23 protein-coding genes are annotated in these 19,682 nt (G+C 40.6%); 22 read left to right on the top strand and 1 reads right to left on the bottom strand.

Annotated elements, in window-relative coordinates; all coding sequences use genetic code 11:
• Positions 1-15 precede the first annotated feature (15 nt).
• The 17 genes from AC1DVK_RS09230 (at position 16) to AC1DVK_RS09310 (ending at position 15,044) form a co-directional block, all read left to right on the top strand.
• Positions 16-168: a hypothetical protein gene (locus AC1DVK_RS09230; protein ID WP_477626339.1), complete on the top strand. Its 153-nt coding sequence runs from the start codon at positions 16-18 to the stop codon at positions 166-168.
• 78 nt (positions 169-246) lie between these two features.
• Complete coding sequence (locus tag AC1DVK_RS09235; RefSeq protein WP_477626340.1) at positions 247-1,020, top strand: CheR family methyltransferase; 774 nt, start codon at positions 247-249, stop codon at positions 1,018-1,020.
• A gap of 251 nt (positions 1,021-1,271) precedes the next feature.
• A complete protein-coding gene (gene aroC / locus AC1DVK_RS09240; RefSeq protein WP_377384129.1) occupies positions 1,272-2,444 on the top strand; it encodes a chorismate synthase in 1,173 nt (390 codons plus the stop codon).
• 3 nt (positions 2,445-2,447) lie between these two features.
• Positions 2,448-3,527, top strand: a complete 1,080-nt coding sequence (gene aroB / locus AC1DVK_RS09245; protein WP_061463873.1) for a 3-dehydroquinate synthase — start codon at positions 2,448-2,450, stop codon at positions 3,525-3,527.
• Between the two features lie 25 nt (positions 3,528-3,552).
• Complete coding sequence (aroH, locus tag AC1DVK_RS09250; protein WP_061463872.1) at positions 3,553-3,921, top strand: chorismate mutase; 369 nt, start codon at positions 3,553-3,555, stop codon at positions 3,919-3,921.
• Positions 3,922-4,004: 83 nt separating this feature from the next.
• On the top strand, positions 4,005-5,117 hold the full coding sequence (hisC, locus tag AC1DVK_RS09255; protein WP_410860453.1) for a histidinol-phosphate transaminase: 1,113 nt from the start codon (positions 4,005-4,007) through the stop codon (positions 5,115-5,117).
• Between the two features lie 48 nt (positions 5,118-5,165).
• Positions 5,166-6,269 (top strand): prephenate dehydrogenase, encoded by a 1,104-nt coding sequence (locus AC1DVK_RS09260; RefSeq protein ID WP_284470317.1) that lies wholly within the window; start codon positions 5,166-5,168, stop codon positions 6,267-6,269.
• Between the two features lie 22 nt (positions 6,270-6,291).
• Positions 6,292-7,578, top strand: coding sequence for a 3-phosphoshikimate 1-carboxyvinyltransferase (aroA, locus tag AC1DVK_RS09265; RefSeq protein ID WP_089363158.1), 1,287 nt, complete (start codon positions 6,292-6,294; stop codon positions 7,576-7,578).
• 368 nt (positions 7,579-7,946) lie between these two features.
• Positions 7,947-9,218 carry a tetratricopeptide repeat protein gene (locus tag AC1DVK_RS09270; RefSeq protein ID WP_061463868.1) on the top strand — a complete coding sequence of 424 codons (1,272 nt, stop codon included), beginning with the start codon at positions 7,947-7,949 and terminating at the stop codon, positions 9,216-9,218.
• Between the two features lie 41 nt (positions 9,219-9,259).
• Positions 9,260-9,811, top strand: coding sequence for a ReoY family proteolytic degradation factor (locus AC1DVK_RS09275; RefSeq protein WP_477626341.1), 552 nt, complete (start codon positions 9,260-9,262; stop codon positions 9,809-9,811).
• A gap of 162 nt (positions 9,812-9,973) precedes the next feature.
• On the top strand, positions 9,974-10,435 hold the full coding sequence (locus tag AC1DVK_RS09280) for a YpiF family protein (protein ID WP_061463866.1): 462 nt from the start codon (positions 9,974-9,976) through the stop codon (positions 10,433-10,435).
• A 160-nt stretch (positions 10,436-10,595) separates the two neighbouring features.
• On the top strand, positions 10,596-11,102 hold the full coding sequence (locus AC1DVK_RS09285; RefSeq protein WP_061463865.1) for a QcrA and Rieske domain-containing protein: 507 nt from the start codon (positions 10,596-10,598) through the stop codon (positions 11,100-11,102).
• A 3-nt stretch (positions 11,103-11,105) separates the two neighbouring features.
• A complete protein-coding gene (gene qcrB, locus AC1DVK_RS09290) occupies positions 11,106-11,780 on the top strand; it encodes a menaquinol-cytochrome c reductase cytochrome b subunit (protein WP_034307974.1) in 675 nt (224 codons plus the stop codon).
• Between the two features lie 56 nt (positions 11,781-11,836).
• Positions 11,837-12,604 (top strand): menaquinol-cytochrome c reductase cytochrome b/c subunit, encoded by a 768-nt coding sequence (locus AC1DVK_RS09295; protein ID WP_061463864.1) that lies wholly within the window; start codon positions 11,837-11,839, stop codon positions 12,602-12,604.
• Between the two features lie 178 nt (positions 12,605-12,782).
• Positions 12,783-13,379, top strand: a complete 597-nt coding sequence (gene lhaT, locus AC1DVK_RS09300) for a lipoprotein heptaprenylglyceryl N-acetyltransferase LhaT (protein WP_089363159.1) — start codon at positions 12,783-12,785, stop codon at positions 13,377-13,379.
• Positions 13,380-13,498: 119 nt separating this feature from the next.
• Entirely contained in the window at positions 13,499-14,284 is a 786-nt protein-coding gene (gene ypjB, locus AC1DVK_RS09305; RefSeq protein ID WP_089363160.1) for a sporulation protein YpjB, read from the top strand.
• A gap of 85 nt (positions 14,285-14,369) precedes the next feature.
• Positions 14,370-15,044 carry a zinc metallopeptidase gene (locus AC1DVK_RS09310; protein ID WP_061463861.1) on the top strand — a complete coding sequence of 225 codons (675 nt, stop codon included), beginning with the start codon at positions 14,370-14,372 and terminating at the stop codon, positions 15,042-15,044.
• 159 nt (positions 15,045-15,203) lie between these two features.
• Here the strand turns inward: AC1DVK_RS09310 and AC1DVK_RS09315 are convergent, their stop codons facing one another.
• On the bottom strand, positions 15,204-16,076 hold the full coding sequence (locus AC1DVK_RS09315) for a YitT family protein (protein ID WP_410860454.1): 873 nt from the start codon (positions 16,074-16,076) through the stop codon (positions 15,204-15,206).
• A 166-nt stretch (positions 16,077-16,242) separates the two neighbouring features.
• Between AC1DVK_RS09315 and AC1DVK_RS09320 the strand changes: the two genes are divergently transcribed.
• From AC1DVK_RS09320 to bshA, 5 genes are read left to right on the top strand one after another with little or no spacing between them, the layout of a single operon-like run.
• Entirely contained in the window at positions 16,243-16,602 is a 360-nt protein-coding gene (locus AC1DVK_RS09320; protein ID WP_061466131.1) for a nucleotide pyrophosphohydrolase, read from the top strand.
• Positions 16,595-17,395 carry a 4-hydroxy-tetrahydrodipicolinate reductase gene (gene dapB / locus AC1DVK_RS09325; protein ID WP_477626342.1) on the top strand — a complete coding sequence of 267 codons (801 nt, stop codon included), beginning with the start codon at positions 16,595-16,597 and terminating at the stop codon, positions 17,393-17,395. Before AC1DVK_RS09320 ends, dapB begins: the two co-directional genes overlap by 8 nt.
• 16 nt (positions 17,396-17,411) lie before the next feature.
• Positions 17,412-17,837, top strand: a complete 426-nt coding sequence (locus AC1DVK_RS09330; RefSeq protein ID WP_061463858.1) for a methylglyoxal synthase — start codon at positions 17,412-17,414, stop codon at positions 17,835-17,837.
• Entirely contained in the window at positions 17,821-18,534 is a 714-nt protein-coding gene (bshB1, locus tag AC1DVK_RS09335) for a bacillithiol biosynthesis deacetylase BshB1 (RefSeq protein WP_061463857.1), read from the top strand. The genes AC1DVK_RS09330 and bshB1 overlap by 17 nt, the downstream gene beginning before the upstream one ends.
• 4 nt (positions 18,535-18,538) lie before the next feature.
• Positions 18,539-19,678 carry an N-acetyl-alpha-D-glucosaminyl L-malate synthase BshA gene (gene bshA, locus AC1DVK_RS09340; RefSeq protein ID WP_089363163.1) on the top strand — a complete coding sequence of 380 codons (1,140 nt, stop codon included), beginning with the start codon at positions 18,539-18,541 and terminating at the stop codon, positions 19,676-19,678.
• The last annotated feature ends 4 nt before the right edge of the window (positions 19,679-19,682 follow it).

Genomic DNA, 19,682 nt, shown 5'->3' on the forward strand with positions numbered 1-19,682 from the left:
TTTTCGTAAAGATTGTTGTTTTTAAATCGAAACTATTTAAGGTTGATTGGAGCGGAAAGCGAGCATCTGAAGGGGAAATCAACCACAACTCACTACCTGATAAATAGCAACAAAGTATGTGAAAACAGCCTTTATTTTAGAGCTGCAATCGTAAGGGAATATTATTAGTTTAAAGAAAATATGGCACTCTCCGATATATAAAGAGAAGAACCACTTAAAATAATTATGTACAGGGGAGTCGTAGGAATGCCTCAAGAATATGAAGAGTTCATTCGTAATATCAAAATGTTGACAGGCATTGATTTGGCATCATATAAGGAAGGCCAAATGAAAAGGCGACTAACATCTCTATATGAAAAAAGAGGTTATCATTCATTTCGTGAATACTATAAAGACATTCAAACCTGTCCGGGAGTTTTAAATGAGTTTTTGGATAGAATGACAATCAATGTTTCCGAATTTTATAGAAATCCGAAAAGATGGGAAGTGCTAGAGCGGAAAATCCTTCCTGGGCTATTAGAAAGCAAAAAAAAGTTGAAAATTTGGAGTGCGGCCTGTTCAACGGGTGAGGAACCATATACCATTGCAATGATATTATCCAATCTAGTTCCACTTAGCCAGATAGAGATCTTGGCGACGGATTTGGATGAAAATGTATTGGCGCGTGCGGTATTGGGGATTTATCCTGAACGGTCCTTAACTGAAGTGCCGGAAGAAGTAAAAAGGAAATACTTTGAAAAAGAAGGAAGTTTTTATCGTGTCAATGATGAAATCAAGAAGAGAGTGACATTTAAAAAGCAAAATCTTCTTGCGGATCGGTTCGATCGGGGGTTCGATTTAGTCGTTTGCCGCAATGTTTTAATTTATTTCACTGAAGAAGCCAAAAGTTTATTATATGAAAAATTCAGTGCGTCTCTAAAAAACGGCGGGATATTCTTTGTAGGAAGTACTGAGCAAATATTCACTCCTGGAAAATATCAATTTGAAACGGTCGACACATTTTTTTATAAGAAAAAGTAAATACTTGTTAAAAGGGGCTGAACCTGCATGCGCATTCAGTCCCTTTTCGTTTGCCATGGAATCAGGCAAACGTAGTACCCATGGATCGGAAAGATTAAACTATATCGAAAATGTTGGTGAACATGTAAAATGGAACGAAAAGTGATAAAATTCAAACAATATAGTTTTTACGTTTTACATATACCCACAACTCATAAAATTGTGGTATATTGATACATATACACTTTAAAGTGCTAAAAGGGGGCTGGAAGATGAGATATTTAACAGCGGGAGAATCGCATGGTCCGCAACTTACTACTATTATTGAGGGATTACCGGCAGGAATGCCGATTACGACTGAGGATATAAATCAAGAATTAGGACGCCGGCAAAAAGGGCATGGGCGTGGACGAAGGATGCAGATCGAGAAAGATCAAGCTTTTATATCTTCGGGAATCAGACACGGCTACACACTAGGATCACCAGTGGCTTTAGTGGTTGAGAACGACGACTGGAAGCATTGGACGAAGATCATGGGAAGTGAAGGGCTTTCAGAGGAAGAAGCTGAAGAAATCAAACGTAAAATCACCCGGCCTCGCCCTGGTCATGCTGATTTGAACGGTGGGATTAAGTACGGGCACCGCGATTTAAGAAATGTTTTGGAACGGTCTTCAGCCCGTGAAACGACCGTAAGGGTAGCAGCAGGGGCTGTCGCTAAAAAGCTTTTGTCTTTATTGGGGATAGAAGTGGCATCACATGTTTTGGAAATTGGTGGAGTGAAGGCAGAACCGCTAAAGTACGAAACGATTCAGCAATTGCAGCAGGTGACAGAAGAATCATCTGTTAGATGTTTTGATAAAAACGTAGAGCAGCAGATGAAGGACGCAATTGATGAAGCGAAACAAAAAGGGGATTCCATCGGCGGCATCGTTGAAGTCATTGTAGAAGGAATGCCGGTGGGTGTAGGAAGTTATGTGCATTATGACCGTAAGCTTGATGCAAAACTTGCCGCTGCGATAATGAGCATCAATGCATTTAAAGGGGTAGAAATTGGTCTTGGGTTTGAAGCGGCCCATCGATTCGGCAGTGATGTCCATGATGAGATCGCATGGGATGAAGAACAGGGGTATTACCGGAAAACCAATCGCCTTGGCGGTTTTGAAGGCGGTATGACTACTGGAATGCCGATAGTTGTGCGCGGTGTAATGAAGCCGATCCCTACTTTATATAAACCTTTGAAAAGTGTTGATATTGATACGAAGGAAGTGTTCGAAGCAAGTGTCGAACGTTCTGATAGTTGTGCAGTTCCCGCCGCAGCAGTGGTTGCTGAGGCAGTAGTGGCATGGGAACTGGCGGCTGCGATCGTTGAGCAATTCCCTTCAGATCGTTATGAGCAATTAGCGGAATACATTAGATCATATCGGAAAGAAGTAAAGGGGTTTTAAATCATGGAATCCATCCAAATAAAAACGGCTTCCAAGCAATATCCGGTTTTAATTGGCAAGAAGGCGATAAATGAATTACCCGAATTAATAACACAGGAATTAAATCATTTAAACAAGATTCTGATCATAACTGATGAGAAAGTGGCGGAATTGCATTTGCAAACCGTGAAAAACACCCTGATCAAGACGGGGAAACCGGTCCTGCATCATGTTGTGCCAGAGGGGGAGCATGCTAAAACATTCGATGTGTTTTATGAATGCCAAAGTTACTGCTTATCACAACAGATTAATCGAAAGTCGCTGATTATCGCCCTTGGTGGTGGTGCAGTCGGCGACTTGGCTGGATTTGTTGCGGCTACTTTTATGAGAGGGATTCCATTTATACAGGTTCCGACGACTTTGCTCGCTCACGATAGTGCGGTGGGCGGCAAGGTTGCCATCAATCACCCACTAGGAAAAAATATGATTGGTGCCTTTCATCAACCTGAAGCGGTCATATATGATCTTGAATTTTTAAAAACCCTGCCTCTTAAAGAATTAAGGTCAGGTTTTGCTGAAGTCATTAAACATTCCTTGATAGCCGATAATGAGTTTTATCTATGGTTAAAGTCGAATATTATGGATTTGAATGATATAACGGATGAGCAATTCCTAACAATGATTACAAAAGGGATTGGCATTAAAGCTAAAATTGTCGAAGAGGATGAGAAGGAAAACGGCATTCGTGCCTTTTTGAATTTTGGTCATACGCTTGGACATGCAGTGGAAGGTTCAATGGGATATGGAAACTTTACGCATGGGGAATCCATTTTAATCGGGATGGTATATGCTCTTAAATTAAGCAAAAAGAAAGAGGATCTCGATTTTAAACTAGAGGAGTTTATTAATTGGGTATCTTCTTTAGGTTATCAAGTTACAATTCCAACCCGACTGGAAAGTGCAATTTTACTTAATTTAATGAAAACAGACAAAAAGTCAGTCAATGATGCAGCTACCTTTGTCTTGCTAAAGCAAGTGGGTTCACCACTATTAATGGATATAGCCGACTCTGAGCTGATAGAGGAAATGGTTGATATGATATAGGGTTCAGGATAAGGGGGAACTATGTGTGATAAGAGGAATAAGGGGTGCCACAACAGTAGAAAAAGACTCAGAAATGGAAGTGATTGCCGCTGTCGAAAAGTTGATGGCAGAAATCATTCAGGTCAACGAGATTGACCCCGATATGGTGGCTTCTGTATTTTTTTCTGCTACGGATGAGATTCGTTCTGTCTTCCCTGCCAAAGCCTTGAGGAAATTCGAAGGCTGGACCTATGTACCGGTCACATGCATGAAAGAAATACCGGTGAGCAATTCCTTGCCATTTTGCATCCGGGTTATGATCCATGTAAATACGGCGAAATCTCAAAAAGAAATACAGCATGTATACCAGGCAGGGGCTACCGTATTACGACCAGATTTAAAACAAAAAAGATAAATATAAGATGATTTTAATATATGAATATGAATACGATTCTAACACTTTCTTACTTTAAGTGAAAAAATATAGAGGTGATTGACATGAAATGGAATGAAGCGGTCCTATCCTTGAAGTCTTATCAACCGGGAAAATCCACTGATGAAGTGAAAAAATTATACGGGCTGGAAAAAATAACGAAATTGGCTTCAAATGAAAATCCTTTTGGCTGTTCTGAAAAGGTCAAGGAATCCGTTAGGAATTCAACCCATTCTTTTGCCATCTATCCGGATGGATATGCAACGATGCTTAGGGAAGCTGTTGCAAAACATACAGGTGTGAAAGAAACTCAGCTTATTTTTGGGAATGGATCTGATGAGAACATTCAAATCATTTCCAGAAGCCTATTGGGAGCTGGAAAGAATACGGTCATGGCAACAGGCACATTTTCGCAGTATCGCCATAATGCCACGCTAGAAGGTGCGGAAATAAGGGAAGTTCCTCATATAGACGGAGCTCATAATCTAGAAGGAATGCTAAAAGTTATAGATGAAAAAACGGCTGTTGTCTGGCTTTGTACACCCAATAATCCTACTGGTAAATACATTTCGGAACAGGACTTATTATCGTTCATCGAAAAAGTGCCGGAAGATGTTCTTATCGTTCTGGATGAAGCTTATTGTGAATATGCAACGGCTGAGGATTACCCGAGAACGAATCAATGGATTAATAAATTTAAAAACTTGATCATACTTCGTACATTTTCAAAAATTTATGGGCTTGCAAGTTTTAGGGTAGGGTACGGTTTGGCAGATGAGGATATTATTCAGAAACTAGATCCATCCCGGGAACCATTCAATGTCAACACATTCGCACAGAATATTGCTATCGTCGCTTTGGAAGATCAAGCTTTCATTGAAAAATGCAAGGAAGAAAATCAAAAAGGGCTCAAGCGGTACTATGAATTTTGCAATATGGAAAATTTAGCTTATTACCCGTCACAAGGTAATTTTATCTTTATCCATTTTAAACAGGATGCCGATGTGGTGTTTCAATATTTGCTTGAGCGCGGATACATTGCAAGATCGGGGAAATCCTTCGGCTTTCCTAACAGCCTAAGGGTAACGATTGGATCTACTGAAGAAAATGAAGGAATGATTAACGCTATTAAAACTTTCTTGAATGAAGTTGAGGCACCTTCTGATTCGCTGCTTTAACGTTTTTATCAAACCTAGAGGAGCATAAAAGATGCGGGGGAGAGAAGAGTGAAGGGAAAGGTTTTTGTAATAGGTCTAGGTCTAATTGGCGGATCATTGGCCATGGCCATACGCCATGCACATCCTGAAGCCGTGATTGTTGGTACGGACCTAAGTGAAAAGAATATTCAGCTATCGATGCTATTGGGGATCATTGATGATTCTGTATCATCTCTGGAAGCGGGAGCATGTGAAGCTGATTTGATTCTACTTGCTGTGCCTGTCAATGAAACCGTCAAGATTTTAGCTCAATTAGCTAATATGGATTTAAAAAGTAATGTCATCATATCGGATGCAGGAAGTACGAAGGATACAGTGGTTAAGGCAGCAAAACCATTGATAGATAAAGGGGTGGCCTTCATTGGGGGGCACCCTATGGCTGGTTCACATAAAAGCGGCGCCGGGGCAGCCAAACTGCATTTATTTGAACATGCGTTTTATTTGCTAACTCCTGGAGATTCAATTGACGAAGAAAAAGTTGAGCAATTGAAAGAGTGGTTACAAGGGACAAGAGCGAACTTTTTGGTTGTCACCCCTGCTACACATGATAAGCTGACTGGAGTCATCAGTCATTTTCCGCATATTGTCGCATCAGGGCTGGTCAAGCAGGCAGAAAATTATAGTAAGGAAAATAAGTTGATTTCAAGGCTTGCAGCTGGTGGCTTTCGGGATATTACAAGAATTGCTTCAAGCAGTCCGGAAATGTGGCGTGACATTTTGTTACATAACCGCGATGTTTTACTTGAATTAATGAATGATTGGCTGAATGAAATGGAGCATATAAAAGGGTTGGTAGCAAATGAAGATAGTGAAGAAATCCTTCGATTCTTTACTGATGCCAAGATTTTCAGGGATGATTTACCAACCGATGCGAAAGGCGCCATACCAGCGTTTTATGATTTATATATCGATATACCGGATTATGCCGGAATAATTTCTGAGATTACCGGATATTTGGCACAAGAAGGTATCAGCATTACAAACATAAGGATCATAGAAACAAGGGAAGAGATATATGGTGTGCTGGTCATCAGCTTCCAAACGGATGTAGATCGCATAAAAGCCGCAGATTGTATCTCAAGACATACAGATTATGAAACGATCCTGGCATAATATAATAAGGAAGGATGGTTGTATGAATACAAAAAAATTACAAACGAACATCCAATCATTACGTGGTTCGATTGCCATACCGGGAGACAAGTCCATCTCCCATCGTTCGGTAATGTTCGGAGCCCTTGCCGAGGGGGAAACGACAGTCACTAATTTTCTTCCAGGAGCCGATTGTTTAAGTACGATTTCCTGTTTTAAGCAGCTTGGAGTCCATATTGAACAAGAAGGCCAGCACGTCAGAATTGAAGGCAAAGGTTTTAATGGATTAAAGGAACCGGAAGAAGTGCTGGATGTCGGAAATTCTGGTACCACAATAAGGTTAATGATGGGGATTTTGGCAGGGCAGGATTTTTCGGCCGTGCTGGCAGGGGACGAATCGATAGCCAAACGTCCTATGACACGGGTAGTAAACCCTCTTCGTCAGATGGGAGCGGTCATTGATGGCCGTAAAGGAGCCGAATATACCCCGCTCTTCATAAGAGGAGGCAAGTTACAAGGGTTTCGCTATGAATTGCCTGTGGCAAGTGCGCAGGTCAAATCAGCAATAATCTTGGCAGGCTTACAGGCTGAAGGGGAAACGGTCATTATCGAACCAGAAGAGACCCGTGACCATACTGAACGAATGATCCAAGAGTTTGGCGGGAAAATCGAAAAGGACGGTCAAACGATCAAAGTAAGCGGAAATCAAGTCTTCAAAGGAACCACCATCCATGTGCCGGGTGATATTTCTTCAGCGGCTTTCTTCATGGTGGCTGCAGCGATTACGGAAAATAGTGAAGTAGTGTTAAAGAATGTGGGCCTTAATTCGACAAGGACTGGAATCATCGAAGTCATGAAATCGATGGGGGCAGATATTACGATAGAGAAGAAGACGAGTGAAGGTGAACCTGCAGGAGATATCACTGTCAGAAGCTCCCGCTTACAAGGAACCACCATCAGCGGTGAACTGATTCCCCGTCTCATCGATGAAATACCGGTAATTGCACTTCTGGCAACACAGGCTGAAGGGATAACGACAATCAAGGATGCAGCAGAACTTAAAGTGAAAGAGACCAATAGAATTGATACGGTCGCAAATGAGCTTTCCATCCTGGGGGCAGATATAACTCCGACAGCAGACGGATTGATTATCAATGGACGTAAAGCCCTCAATGGGGGCAAGGTTACAAGTCATGGAGATCATCGTATCGGGATGATGCTCGCTGTCGCGGCTTTAATAACGGATGGGGAAGTGGAACTTGCTGACCCTGATGCCATAGATGTATCATACCCACAATTTTTTGGGCATTTGACACAATTGATAAAGTAAATATATAAAAAGTTTACAAACCTTATTTGGTTTGTAAACTTTTTTTTACTTGCTTGAAAGTGTTGAAAGCGCTAACATATGGGCTTTTATGCCTCTATTATTCAAGAAAATTATGAAAAAGGGATCCCTGATCAAAAAGGAGATTGACCGTAGAATGGAGAATTAACTAGTAACCTTTTTTTAATGAGAATGGAGGGGACTTCATCAATGGAATACAGGGCTACAGTATGGTAAACTAATGAATACTGTTTACTATGCATCTCACGATTACAAGGGGATTTGGTTCTTTATGGCAGAGAAGATGACATTATGGCGTGAGTGTGTATGACTAGAAACCAAGTCTATCATGCAAAAGGAAGGAATCAACAATGAACACAGTGGAACAAGTTGTACAGCATTTAAAAAAAGGGGAATTAACTGAAGCTCTTAAACATATAAATCGAATTAAATCATCAGAGTCAGCAGAGGACATATTGATGCTGGCCGAGGAAATGCTCCAGCTTGGTTTTGTGGAGGAGGCAAAGGATCTATTTGAACATCTATTGGAACTTTATCCTGATGAAGGAGAATTGATTGTTTCGTTGGCGGAAATCCTGATTGACATGGACCAGGAAGATGAAGCGATGCTAATGCTTGAAAAAGTGAGTGTAGATGATGAAGTATATCCAAGTGCTTTACTTTTAGAAGCGGACCTTTATCAATTACAGGGGATGGATGAGGTCAGTGAACGAAAATTGCTTCAGGCCAAGGAAATACTTCCAGATGAAGTCATCATTGATTTTGCGCTAGGTGAACTGTACTTTCATCAAGGAAGGGATCAGGAAGCCATTGCAAATTACATAAGGGTTTTGGAACAGGAACAAGAAATCGCAGGAGTCAATGTCAATCAGAGACTTGCTGAAGCATTAAGCAGCTCCGGAAAGTTCGAGGAGGCCCTTCCGCACTTTGAAAAGGCCTTAAATGAGGGACTTGAAATCAATACCCTATTTGAATATGCATTTACAGCATTTCAGGCAGGCCTTTACGAGACAGCCGTTCGTAAGTTTACAGAACTGAAAGAAATGGATCATGAATACCATTCCCTATATTTATATCTGGCAAAGAGTTATGAACATCTTGAAGATTTGGAAAATGCCTTGAAAGTGGTCAAAGAAGGAATCAAGGCTGATGAATTCAATAAGGAACTTTACTTCTTCGGCGGAAAGATAGCCTTGAAAAGCGGACTTGAAGAAGAGGCGGAAAATCTATTTAAAGAAGCTCTTGCCATAGATCCAGGTTATTTGGAAGCTGCACTCACCCTCTTGAAATTGTATATGCATCACGAAAGGTATGAAGATGTATTGGAGTGTATTGGTGAAGTTAGGAGATATGGAGAGGATGATCCGCAGTTTGAATGGATCGCTGCTGTATCTTATCAACACACCGAACAATTTAAAGAGTCATTAACCAGCTATCATAAAGCATATAATTCATTCAAGGACAATCAAGATTTCCTGGAAGACTATGGTTTCTTTTTAATTGAAGAAGGAGACAGAGCCACATCTAGAGAAATATTTAATAAGCTGCTTGAGATAAACCCAGCGAATGATGAGTATGTGATGATTTTGGAGCGGCTAGGTGAAAGTACAGATGGAATGTAGATAAGGGAAATAAAACTAAATCTAGACAGAGGAGGGAATTCATGGTGGCTGCCCCTGTTTCTGTGAATGAGAAGAAGGATTTTATTCGGTGGTTTTTAAATCATTATCAACTGAAACGAAGAGAATGCGTGTGGATATTGAATTACTTAATGAGTCATGATCAACTAATGAAAAAGGTTCATTTTGTAGAAAATGCCCAATATTGCCCACGTGGACTAATAATGTCGACACATTGTGTGGATGAGGTCCCTTTCAGGTTCTATAAGTCTAATATCATGACGACCGATGCAGAGAAATCCTTTCACGATATCCGCTTAAATCGGGATGAAGATATTTATATTCAGCTCAACTTTAAATCATCTTACTCTTCCTATCAATATGCAGCGGTACTGGAAAGCAATCCCTTCATGCCGAAATCTATGGCAGCGAACGAAAAGGATCAGCTGCTAGCTGAACAATTTTTAGAAAGAAGCATGTTGTATTTTCAGAGGGACCGCCTGCTTAAGGAAATCGATGAAGCACTTGATAAGCATGATGAACAAGCATTTAAAAACTTAACAGAGCAATTGAATCAATTAAAAGTACTTGGATGAAATAAAATGACCTTTCCGTAATCAGGAAAGGTTTTTATTTTTTATAAAAGATAGATAAAATCAACATTTTTGTAAAGACTATGGGTATATGGTAAAGATATTATAAAAATAATGGTAAAATGATAAGGAGTTGATTTGAAAAATCGGGAGTGAAGAAAAAACATGAAATGGACAGCAAAAGATCTTGACATGTATATACAGTCAAAAGAGTATGTGGATACCGTTTTAATTCCTTTGGTTCCCTTATCTTTTGGGGGGCAAATGAAGCAAACGGGCTCAATGAATGAATTTCTTACCATTTTAAGCTTGGAAATTGAAAAGCAGATGAAAGGGAGAATTCTTTTATTGCCAACATTCCATTATTTAAGTGATGAAATGGATAAGGTAGAGCGGTTAAATCGTTGGGCCAAGGAAGTGAAAGAAAAAGATTTCAAGCATATTTTTTTCCTAACTTCAGATTTTGAGTGGAAAAAGGAAGAGAGGGAATTGGAAAATAATTTAGTATGGATTCCTGCCATCCCCCTGGAGAGTCTTGAAACTGAACAAGCAAGGGAAATGATTAACCAGCAGGTTCTCCAAATACTTGATGTTTTCACTTATAATTGGAAAAATGAAAAAAAGTAGGATTTTTCGCATTATTTGACACATAGTTGCCACCTTTTGGGTTTTACAAATATTGACCTTGGTAAATTATTGAGATATCATGGAAATGTCCTAGTTTTATAGTGTTGCTATTTATTGGTCCTTTGGGCTCTCAGTATAGTAATAGAGGGGGGGAAAACGCATGAGCAAGCATAATGTTTCACGACGTCAATTCCTTAATTACACACTTACTGGCGTTGGTGGATTTATGGCGGCCGGTATGTTGATGCCTATGGTTAGGTTTGCAATTGATCCTGTATTATCAGCAGATAAAGGCGGGGATTATATTGCAACTAAACAGAAGGTAAGTGAACTGACTACCGAACCGACCCGTGTCGACTTTACTTTTAAGCAGGTCGATGGGTGGTATGAGTCTGAAGAAACAAATACAGCTTGGGTTTACAAAATGGATGATGGTACTATCGTTGCTTTATCTCCAATCTGTAAGCATTTAGGCTGTACGGTAGCGTGGAATACGGATAAGTCTAATCCGAATCAATTTTTCTGTCCTTGCCATTATGGCAGGTATACGAAAGATGGAGTGAACGTGAAAGGGACACCGCCGGTTAAACCATTGGATGTCTATGCCACGAAAGAAAAAGATGGAATTCTTTATTTGGGTCAACTAAAACCGCATGGGGAGGCGTAAACATTGCTAACAAAGTTATATGACTGGGTGGACGAGCGTTTAGATATTACGCCATTATGGCGGGATATTGCTGACCATGAGGTTCCTGAACATGTTAACCCCGCACATCATTTTTCTGCATTCGTATATTGTTTTGGCGGGTTAACTTTCTTTATTACGGTCATCCAAATCTTGTCAGGAATGTTCTTGACGATGTACTATGTCCCGGACATTAAAAACGCTTGGGAATCCGTTTATTATTTACAAAATGAAGTTGCCTTCGGTCAAATTGTCCGTGGTATGCATCACTGGGGAGCAAGTCTAGTTATTGTTATGATGTTTTTACATACTCTTCGTGTCTTCTTCCAGGGAGCATACAAAAAACCGCGCGAATTGAACTGGATGGTCGGCGTATTGATTTTCTTCATCATGCTGGCATTAGGATTGACCGGTTATTTATTGCCATGGGATATGAAAGCGCTATTCGCAACGAAAGTTACTTTGACAATCGTCGAATCGGTACCGTTAATGGGACCGGCACTAAAGACATTGATAGCAGGAGATCCAACCATTGTTGGAGCACAGACTTTAACACGATTCTTTGCAATTCATGTATTCTTCCTGCCTGCAGCATTATTTGCTTTACTAGCGGCTCATTTCCTAATGATCCGAAAACAAGGTATTTCAGGTCCACTATAAAAGAATTATGAACCAAGATCCAAAAAAACCTTTTCATAAAGGAGGGGAATTGTTCAATGCATCGTGGGAAAGGTATGAAATTCGTAGGTGACTCGCGTATCTCCGCGGACCGTAAACCGAATATTCCGAAAGATTATTCAGAGTATCCTGGGAAAACTGAAGCATTTTGGCCTAATTTCCTTTTAAAAGAATGGATGGTCGGAGCTGTATTTCTTGTAGGTTATCTATGCCTGACAATCGCACATCCGTCACCATTGGAAAGGATAGCAGACCCTACGGATACAGCTTATGTTCCGCTGCCGGACTGGTATTTCCTTTTCCTTTACCAATTACTTAAGTATACTTATGCTTCAGGACCTTATAATGCAATAGGGTCCATGGTAATACCTGGTTTGGCTTTCGGGGCATTGCTCTTGGCACCTTTTTTAGACCGTGGCCCAGACCGGAGCCCCGCGAAACGTCCTTTTGCTGTAGGCTTCATGCTATTGGCAATGGCAGGGGTATTCTATTTAACATGGGAGTCCGCAGCCCATCACGATTGGGAAGCTTCTAAGAAGCAAGGGGCAATCGTGGAAGGTGCAGACATTGATAAAGAGAGCGATGGGTATAAATTGATGGATTCCAATGGCTGCATTAGTTGTCACGGAGCAGAATTAACTGGTGGAGCTGGAGCGCCAAGCTTAATTGACACTGGATTAAAGCCAGAAGAAATCTCTAAAATCGCTGTCAAAGGACAGGGTGCCATGCCAGCTGGCATGTTCAAAGGTACAGATGAGGAATTGGCAACATTAGCTGAATTTGTATCTGGATTATCAGCAAAATAATATAACCATCAACAGCATTTTCTTTCATATGCTGCAAATGAAAAGCTGACGACTACGGTTGTCGGCTTTTTTATTGGTAAATTGAAGCGTAAAAGAAAATAATTTGAAATGAAGCTTGGTTTTCAAGTTGATGACCTGTAAAATGAGTGTACATAAGAATGTAAAAGAGGGTTAAAGAATGAATGTTATCTACAGCTGGCTTGCGAATCGGCAAATGCTCGTTTTGTTATTAGTAATAAATATATTTGGTACCGCTTTTGGATATTATTGGTACGGCAGTCAATTGGAAAATACTCCGGCCATTTTTTTGGCATTTGTACCGGACAGCCCGACGGCTAGCCTATTTTTTGTATTTGTATTATTGGCGTTCCTATTAAAAAGAAATTTTGGACTTATGGAAGCGTTGGCGATAATAACACTTTTCAAATATGGTATATGGGCAGTCGTTATGAATTTACTGACCTTGGTGACAACAGGATCATTGCCATGGGAAGGCTATATGCTAATGGCTTCTCATTTGGGGATGGCGATTCAAGGGATATTATATGCACCATTTTATCGAATAAAACCATGGCATTTGATAGTGGCAGGGATTTGGACCATACATAATGACATAATCGATTATGTTTTTGAAATGATGCCTATATACCGTGATCTATTGGTATATATGAATTCGATTGGTTATTTTACATTCTGGCTCAGCATACTTTCCATTTTTGTCGGCTGGTACTTTGGGTATAGAAAAAAGCGGTTCACCCTATCCTTCATCCATTAAAAAGTTAACCCCGCGTATAGCTTTGTAAAAGCGGGGTTAACTTTTTTATGTTGAACGAGGTCTACTCATGTTTTTTCTTTCATATCGTTTTAGTAGAGATATGAGGAGGGACGAGTAGCATGTTGAAAAAATTCATATTAACCATTGCTGTTTTATTTGTCGTCTTACATTTCCCTGTCTATGCAGAATCCTCTTCAAGTTTGGAGCAATTAGATAACATTTCCGATAGAGCCTTGGAAATGACCAAGTTGAAGCGATATGGAGATTCGGAAAAGATGCTGACGTTTTTTTCTGATCGGTTTTTAAAAGAGACAGCGAAAGAGCAGATACTTGACATGGACGAACTTCGAATTATCACTGTAGCTCATAACGAGGCGTTGATGACAATAAAGGATATGAATAAGGGAGACTCCGAAAAGATTAATTCTGTCACAAAGTTCCGGCTTGTTGTCGATGCGGTAAAGTCTACCCATCAGCCCCTTTGGACAGAGATGGAGGATCAAATGATGAATTCTTTCCAGCAGACAAAGAATGCCGCAATCAATCAAGACACAATTACATTCAATAGCCAATTGAACTTATTCCTTTCACAATATGAAATGATATATCCAAGCTTGAAAGTCGACCTTTCTAAAGAAACGATGCAGCAACTGGACACGAGAATTCAATACATCAACCAATACCGCCCGGAAGTGATCAGAGATGAAGAAAGTCAAAAGGAACTTGATGCGTTACAAAACGAACTAACCTCCATTTTTGATGATATGGGAGAAGATGATGCCGACCCTTCCCTTTGGTGGGTCATCATATCAACCGGCAGCATCATTATCATGACGCTTTCTTATGTAGGCTGGAGAAAATATAAAGGTGATAGGGAAAAGCCAAGGAAAGGACATAATGATTAAAAAGACATGGGAAGAGAACACTATATTTGACAGGGGTGCCTTCATTCCATAGAATTAAGAGTAATAATAGTTATAGGAGGATACCATGTATTTCATTTATTTGGCGATTATCATTTTAATCCCGATTTATGCACAAATGAAAGTGAAAAGCACGTATAAAAAATATTCAAAAGTACAGGCTTCTTCTGGTATGAATGGTGCTGAGACGGCGCGGGCCATTTTGGATCAAAATGGACTGTTCAATGTCAGGGTCGAAGAGACACCTGGAATGCTATCGGACCATTATGATCCAAGGGATAAAACGGTGCGTTTATCAACGGATAACTATCACGGCCATTCAGTTGCAGGCGTAGCTGTTGCAGCCCATGAAGTGGGACATGCGATTCAAGATAAAGAAGCATATGCATTCTTACGTTTCCGTCATGCTTTAGTGCCTGTCGCTAACTTCGGTTCCAATATATCTTGGATCTTAATTTTAATCGGGGTGTTAGCCAGAATTCCAGGCTTACTAATAGCAGGTATCGTATTTATGGCAGCAGCAGTATTATTTCAAGTAATCACTCTGCCAGTGGAGTTCAATGCTTCCTCTCGGGCAATGGATCAACTCGTTTCTGTAGGAGTTATCCGTAATGACGAAGAACGGGAAACGAAAAAAGTATTAAGTGCAGCTGCGATGACTTATGTTGCTGCCGCTCTAGTTGCCGTACTGGAATTAGTTCGTCTTCTGCTTATGTATTCAGGAATGAGAGAAGAGGATTAATTTAGAAGGAGGACGCCATCATTATGGCGTCCTTTTATAAATTAATATGCGTTTTTAAAAGCCTATAAAAATATTTGTTGTACACTGCTTATAAATTTCAGTATTCGGGGAAAAATTCAAAAGGATTACATTCAATTCGGTAATGCCTCTGCCAATCGATTATCTTTCAATCGGGTTCTTATTCTCATCAAGGGTAAAGCCCTCACCTAATACGTCATGCACTTCACTTACAGATACGAATGCATGGGGGTCCACCGATGTTATGGCATTTTTTAAGCGGACAAGCTCATTTTTCCCAACAACACAATAGAGCACTTCCCGGTCATTGCGTGTAAAGGACCCATATCCCCTTAATACTGTTACGCCCCGCTCCATATCATTCATGATTTTTTCTGCAATTTCCTTGTTTTTCTCACTAATGATCATGGCACCTCTAGCGGCATAAGCTCCTTCTTGCATAAAGTCGATTACTCTAGCACCTATAAATACGGCAACGAGGGTATACATCGCTTGCCGGTAATCCAGGTAGGTAAGGATGGACAGGCCGATAACGACGGCATCAAAGATGAACATGGTCCGTCCCATGCCAATTCCCAAGTACCGGTGGGCAAAACGGGCAATGATATCTACACCGCCTGTAGTCCCCCCATAACGAAAGATGATGCCCAACCCGACACCAACAAATACCCCGGCAAACAATGCCACCAGCATCAAATCGTTTCCGAGATTGATTTCGATTTGATATTTCTCGAAAACCCATAACCAAACGGAGAGGCCAACCGTTCCGATAAGCGTATAAAAGAAAGATGTGCGACCTAAATATTTCCAGCCTATTGCAAATAAGGGAATATTCAAAACCAAATTAGAATAAGAAGGATTTATCCCAATAAGTTGATATATAATCAAGGTGAGACCGGTGAATCCGCCTTCGGCCAAATGGTTCTGCATGTTAAAGTGCACAAGTCCAAAGGCGAAGATTCCAGCCCCAAAAAGGATGAATATAGTATTTTTCAATTTTAAGCCCAAAAGCATGTCCATACCTCCAAAGGTTTGCATATCATCAATTTACTAATTATAACTAATTAACCAACTATGAGCAATTTTGATTCTCGAACGTATCTGTTGTCATATGTTTCACTTTTAGCTAACATGGAGAAGGTATAATGTGTGAAAACGAAAATCAAGAATGGGTGACTATATGGAAAATCACAAGACGATCCAACAAATGCAAGCGGAAGTCGACCAATACATAGGACAGTTCAAAGAAGGATATTTCAGCCCGCTGGCCATGCTCGCACGGATGTCTGAAGAACTTGGGGAATTGGCCAGGGAAGTCAATCATTATCATGGCGAAAAACCAAAGAAAGCAACTGAGGAAGAGAATACCGTAGAAGCGGAATTGGGGGACATGCTTTTTGTTTTAATTTGTTTTGCCAATTCTTTAGGGATTGACCTTCAAAGCTCACATGATAAGGTCATGCATAAGTTTACAACCCGTGATAAAGATAGATGGACAAAAAAAGAAGAGAAAATGGAGGGTGAAGGTAAAGATGAGTAAAGTAAAAGTGATCGTGGCTGGTCCTCGTGGCAGAATGGGAAATGAAGCGGTGAAGCTTGTACATAGGACAGAAGGATTTGAATTGGCAGCTGTCATAGATCGTAAGCATAACAGGGTAAGCCTCTCCACAATAGAAGGTTTTCAAGGTATTGAAGCACCTGTTTATTCGGATATAAATGAATGTTTTTCTTCTGTAAAAGCTGACGTATTGATTGATTTAACCACACCTGAAGTGGGGATGTTTCATACCGAAATGGCACTTAACCATGGCATCCGGCCTGTAGTGGGAACGACAGGTTTTACAAAGGAAGATTTAGCGAAGCTGGATTCTTTAACAAAAGAAAAGGGCATCGGTTGCATCATCGCGCCAAACTTTGCAATTGGAGCCATTTTGATGATGAAGTTTTCACAAATGGCTGCAAAGTATTTCCCGGATGTGGAAATCATAGAAATGCATCATGATCAAAAACTGGATGCACCTTCGGGGACTGCTTCCAAAACGGCAGATATGATTGCTGCTGTACGTGAAATGAAACAACAGGGGCACCCTGATGAAAAAGAAACCATTCAGGGGGCAAGAGGGGCAAATGTAGATGGCATGCATATCCATAGTGTACGGCTTCCGGGACTGGTTGCTCATCAACAGGTGCTTTTCGGTAGTGATGGAGAGCTATTGACGATTCGGCATGATTCCTTTAATCGGGCATCCTTCATGTCAGGGGTCAAACTCGCCGTCGATACCGTCATGAAATTGGATATTCTTGTATACGGCCTGGAAAATATTATCGAATAGGGATGGGAGATATACGATGAGGATTGCCTTAATTGCCCATGATAAGAAAAAGGAAGATATCATTCAATTTGTAACAGCTTATAAAGCTGTATTCGAGCAGCATGAATTATTTGCAACAGGTACGACCGGAAAACGAATTATGGAAGAAGTATCACTGCCTGTCCATCGCTTTCATTCGGGACCTCTTGGTGGAGATCAGGAAATAGGTGCAATGATTGCACGCGGAGAAATGGATATGATCCTATTTTTCCGCGACCCATTGACATCACAGCCACATGAACCTGATGTATCAGCGCTTATACGCCTTTCCGATGTCTATGAAATTCCCTTAGCGACCAATATGGGCACGGCAGAAGTACTGATACAAGGTTTGAAACATGGGTATATGGATTGGCTTAAACTACGGAAAAAACAAGGTGAGATAAATGATAAACAAAAGTAATATAGATATCCTGGCTTTCGGCGCACATGCGGATGATGTTGAAATTGGTATGGGAGGCACGATTGCTAAATATGTGCAACAAGGCAGGGAAATTGTCATTTGTGATTTGACAAAAGCTGAAATGTCATCCAATGGAACCGTTCCATTACGGCAAGAGGAAGCACGAAATGCTGCAGAAATCCTTGGGGCGAAGAGGATTTCCCTTGATTTACCTGACCGGGGTTTATATATGAAAGCGGAGTACATAGATCAAATCATTAAGGTGATCCGTAAATATAAACCTGCACTTGTTTTTGCACCTTTTTTGGAAGATCGCCATCCCGATCATGGAAACTGTGCCAAATTAGTGGAAGAAGCAGTTTTTTCGGCAGGAGTCAAAAAATATATGGAAGAAAATGGACTTGGTTCTCATCGTGTCCAAAATATGTACTATTATATGATAAATGGTTTTCACAAACCGGACTTCGTAGTGGACATCACTTCTTCAATAACGAAAAAGCTGGATAGCCTTAGAGCATATGGCAGCCAATTCGAAAAAAGTGATGTAACTGTTGAAACCCCGCTAGTGAATGGCTATATCGAGACTGTGGAGGCACGGGAGCGGATGTTCGGAAAAGAAGTGGGTGTCGCCTATGCGGAAGGATTCATGACAAAAAAACCGCTACTGATCGATGCCGACTTGTTAGGAGAAAAATAATCTTATGAAATTAAAAATTGGAATTACCTGTTACCCTACAGTTGGGGGTTCTGGTGTCGTAGCAACTGAATTAGGCAAGATGCTTGCAGAAAAAGGACATGAGATACATTTCATTTCTTCAAGCCTTCCTTTTCGCTTGAATAAGATGTACTGCAATATTTTTTATCACCAAGTTGAAGTGAACTCGTACTCAGTCTTTCAATATCCACCATATGACCTGGCACTTGCGAGCAAGATTGCGGATGTCGTAAAACGGGAGAAATTAGATATCCTTCACGTTCATTATGCGATTCCGCATGCTGTCTGTGCAATCCTTGCAAAGCAGATGTCAGGTAATGAAGTAAAGATCGTGACCACACTGCATGGTACGGACATAACGGTATTAGGGCATGATCCCTCATTGACCAATTTGATAAAATTTGGGATTGAGCAATCCGATGTAGTTACAGGGGTATCTAATTCTCTTGTGCAGGAAACGCATGATTTAATCGCTCCGGATAAGGAAATAAAAACCGTTTATAATTTTATTGATGAAAGGGATTACCATAAAACGAACTCCGAATATCTAAGGGATGAATACGGTATAAGGGAAAATGAAAAAGTGGTCATACATGTATCGAATTTCCGTTCGGTCAAGCGTGTGAAAGACGTCATCCAGGCGTTTTATTTAACTCAAAAGGATATGCCCGCTAAGCTTCTGCTCGTAGGGGACGGTCCGGAAGTTACAACCGTATTGAAATTGGCTAAAGATTTTGGAATCGATGAATCGGTTTTGTTTCTTGGTAAGCAGGATAACCTTGCCGAATTATATTCAATCAGTGATGTGATATTCCTGTTATCGGAAAAAGAGAGTTTCGGACTTGTGCTGCTCGAGGCGATGGCATGTGGAGTTCCTTGTATCGGAACGAATATCGGAGGGATTCCGGAGGTCATCGTTGATGGTGAGACTGGTTATATTTGTGAATTGGGAGATGTTAAAACGGTTGCTGAAAAAGCGATTGGGCTTTTAAGCGACCCGGTTTTACATAAACGTTTTTCAGAGGCTGCGCTGAAAAGGGCCAACACCGATTTTCACTCGGATACAATCATGTCAGAGTATGAAGCCATCTACATTAAAGCACTTGAAGGAAAATCTATGAAATAAGGAG

This window comes from Peribacillus sp. P4_B1, from assembly GCF_056402395.1.

Bases quoted from the DNA above. Each gene is read 5' to 3' on its own strand.
- AC1DVK_RS09235 (WP_477626340.1), top strand. From the start codon at position 247: ATGCCTCAAGAATATGAAGAGTTCATTCGTAATATCAAAATGTTGACA.
- aroC (WP_377384129.1), top strand. From the start codon at position 1,272: ATGAGATATTTAACAGCGGGAGAATCGCATGGTCCGCAACTTACTACT.
- aroB (WP_061463873.1), top strand. From the start codon at position 2,448: ATGGAATCCATCCAAATAAAAACGGCTTCCAAGCAATATCCGGTTTTA.
- hisC (WP_410860453.1), top strand. From the start codon at position 4,005: ATGAAATGGAATGAAGCGGTCCTATCCTTGAAGTCTTATCAACCGGGA.
- aroA (WP_089363158.1), top strand. From the start codon at position 6,292: ATGAATACAAAAAAATTACAAACGAACATCCAATCATTACGTGGTTCG.
- AC1DVK_RS09270 (WP_061463868.1), top strand. From the start codon at position 7,947: ATGAACACAGTGGAACAAGTTGTACAGCATTTAAAAAAAGGGGAATTA.
- AC1DVK_RS09275 (WP_477626341.1), top strand. From the start codon at position 9,260: ATGGTGGCTGCCCCTGTTTCTGTGAATGAGAAGAAGGATTTTATTCGG.
- AC1DVK_RS09280 (WP_061463866.1), top strand. From the start codon at position 9,974: ATGAAATGGACAGCAAAAGATCTTGACATGTATATACAGTCAAAAGAG.
- AC1DVK_RS09285 (WP_061463865.1), top strand. From the start codon at position 10,596: ATGAGCAAGCATAATGTTTCACGACGTCAATTCCTTAATTACACACTT.
- AC1DVK_RS09295 (WP_061463864.1), top strand. From the start codon at position 11,837: ATGCATCGTGGGAAAGGTATGAAATTCGTAGGTGACTCGCGTATCTCC.
- lhaT (WP_089363159.1), top strand. From the start codon at position 12,783: ATGAATGTTATCTACAGCTGGCTTGCGAATCGGCAAATGCTCGTTTTG.
- ypjB (WP_089363160.1), top strand. From the start codon at position 13,499: ATGTTGAAAAAATTCATATTAACCATTGCTGTTTTATTTGTCGTCTTA.
- AC1DVK_RS09310 (WP_061463861.1), top strand. From the start codon at position 14,370: ATGTATTTCATTTATTTGGCGATTATCATTTTAATCCCGATTTATGCA.
- AC1DVK_RS09315 (WP_410860454.1), bottom strand. From the start codon at position 16,076: ATGCTTTTGGGCTTAAAATTGAAAAATACTATATTCATCCTTTTTGGG.
- AC1DVK_RS09320 (WP_061466131.1), top strand. From the start codon at position 16,243: ATGGAAAATCACAAGACGATCCAACAAATGCAAGCGGAAGTCGACCAA.
- dapB (WP_477626342.1), top strand. From the start codon at position 16,595: ATGAGTAAAGTAAAAGTGATCGTGGCTGGTCCTCGTGGCAGAATGGGA.
- AC1DVK_RS09330 (WP_061463858.1), top strand. From the start codon at position 17,412: ATGAGGATTGCCTTAATTGCCCATGATAAGAAAAAGGAAGATATCATT.
- bshB1 (WP_061463857.1), top strand. From the start codon at position 17,821: ATGATAAACAAAAGTAATATAGATATCCTGGCTTTCGGCGCACATGCG.
- bshA (WP_089363163.1), top strand. From the start codon at position 18,539: ATGAAATTAAAAATTGGAATTACCTGTTACCCTACAGTTGGGGGTTCT.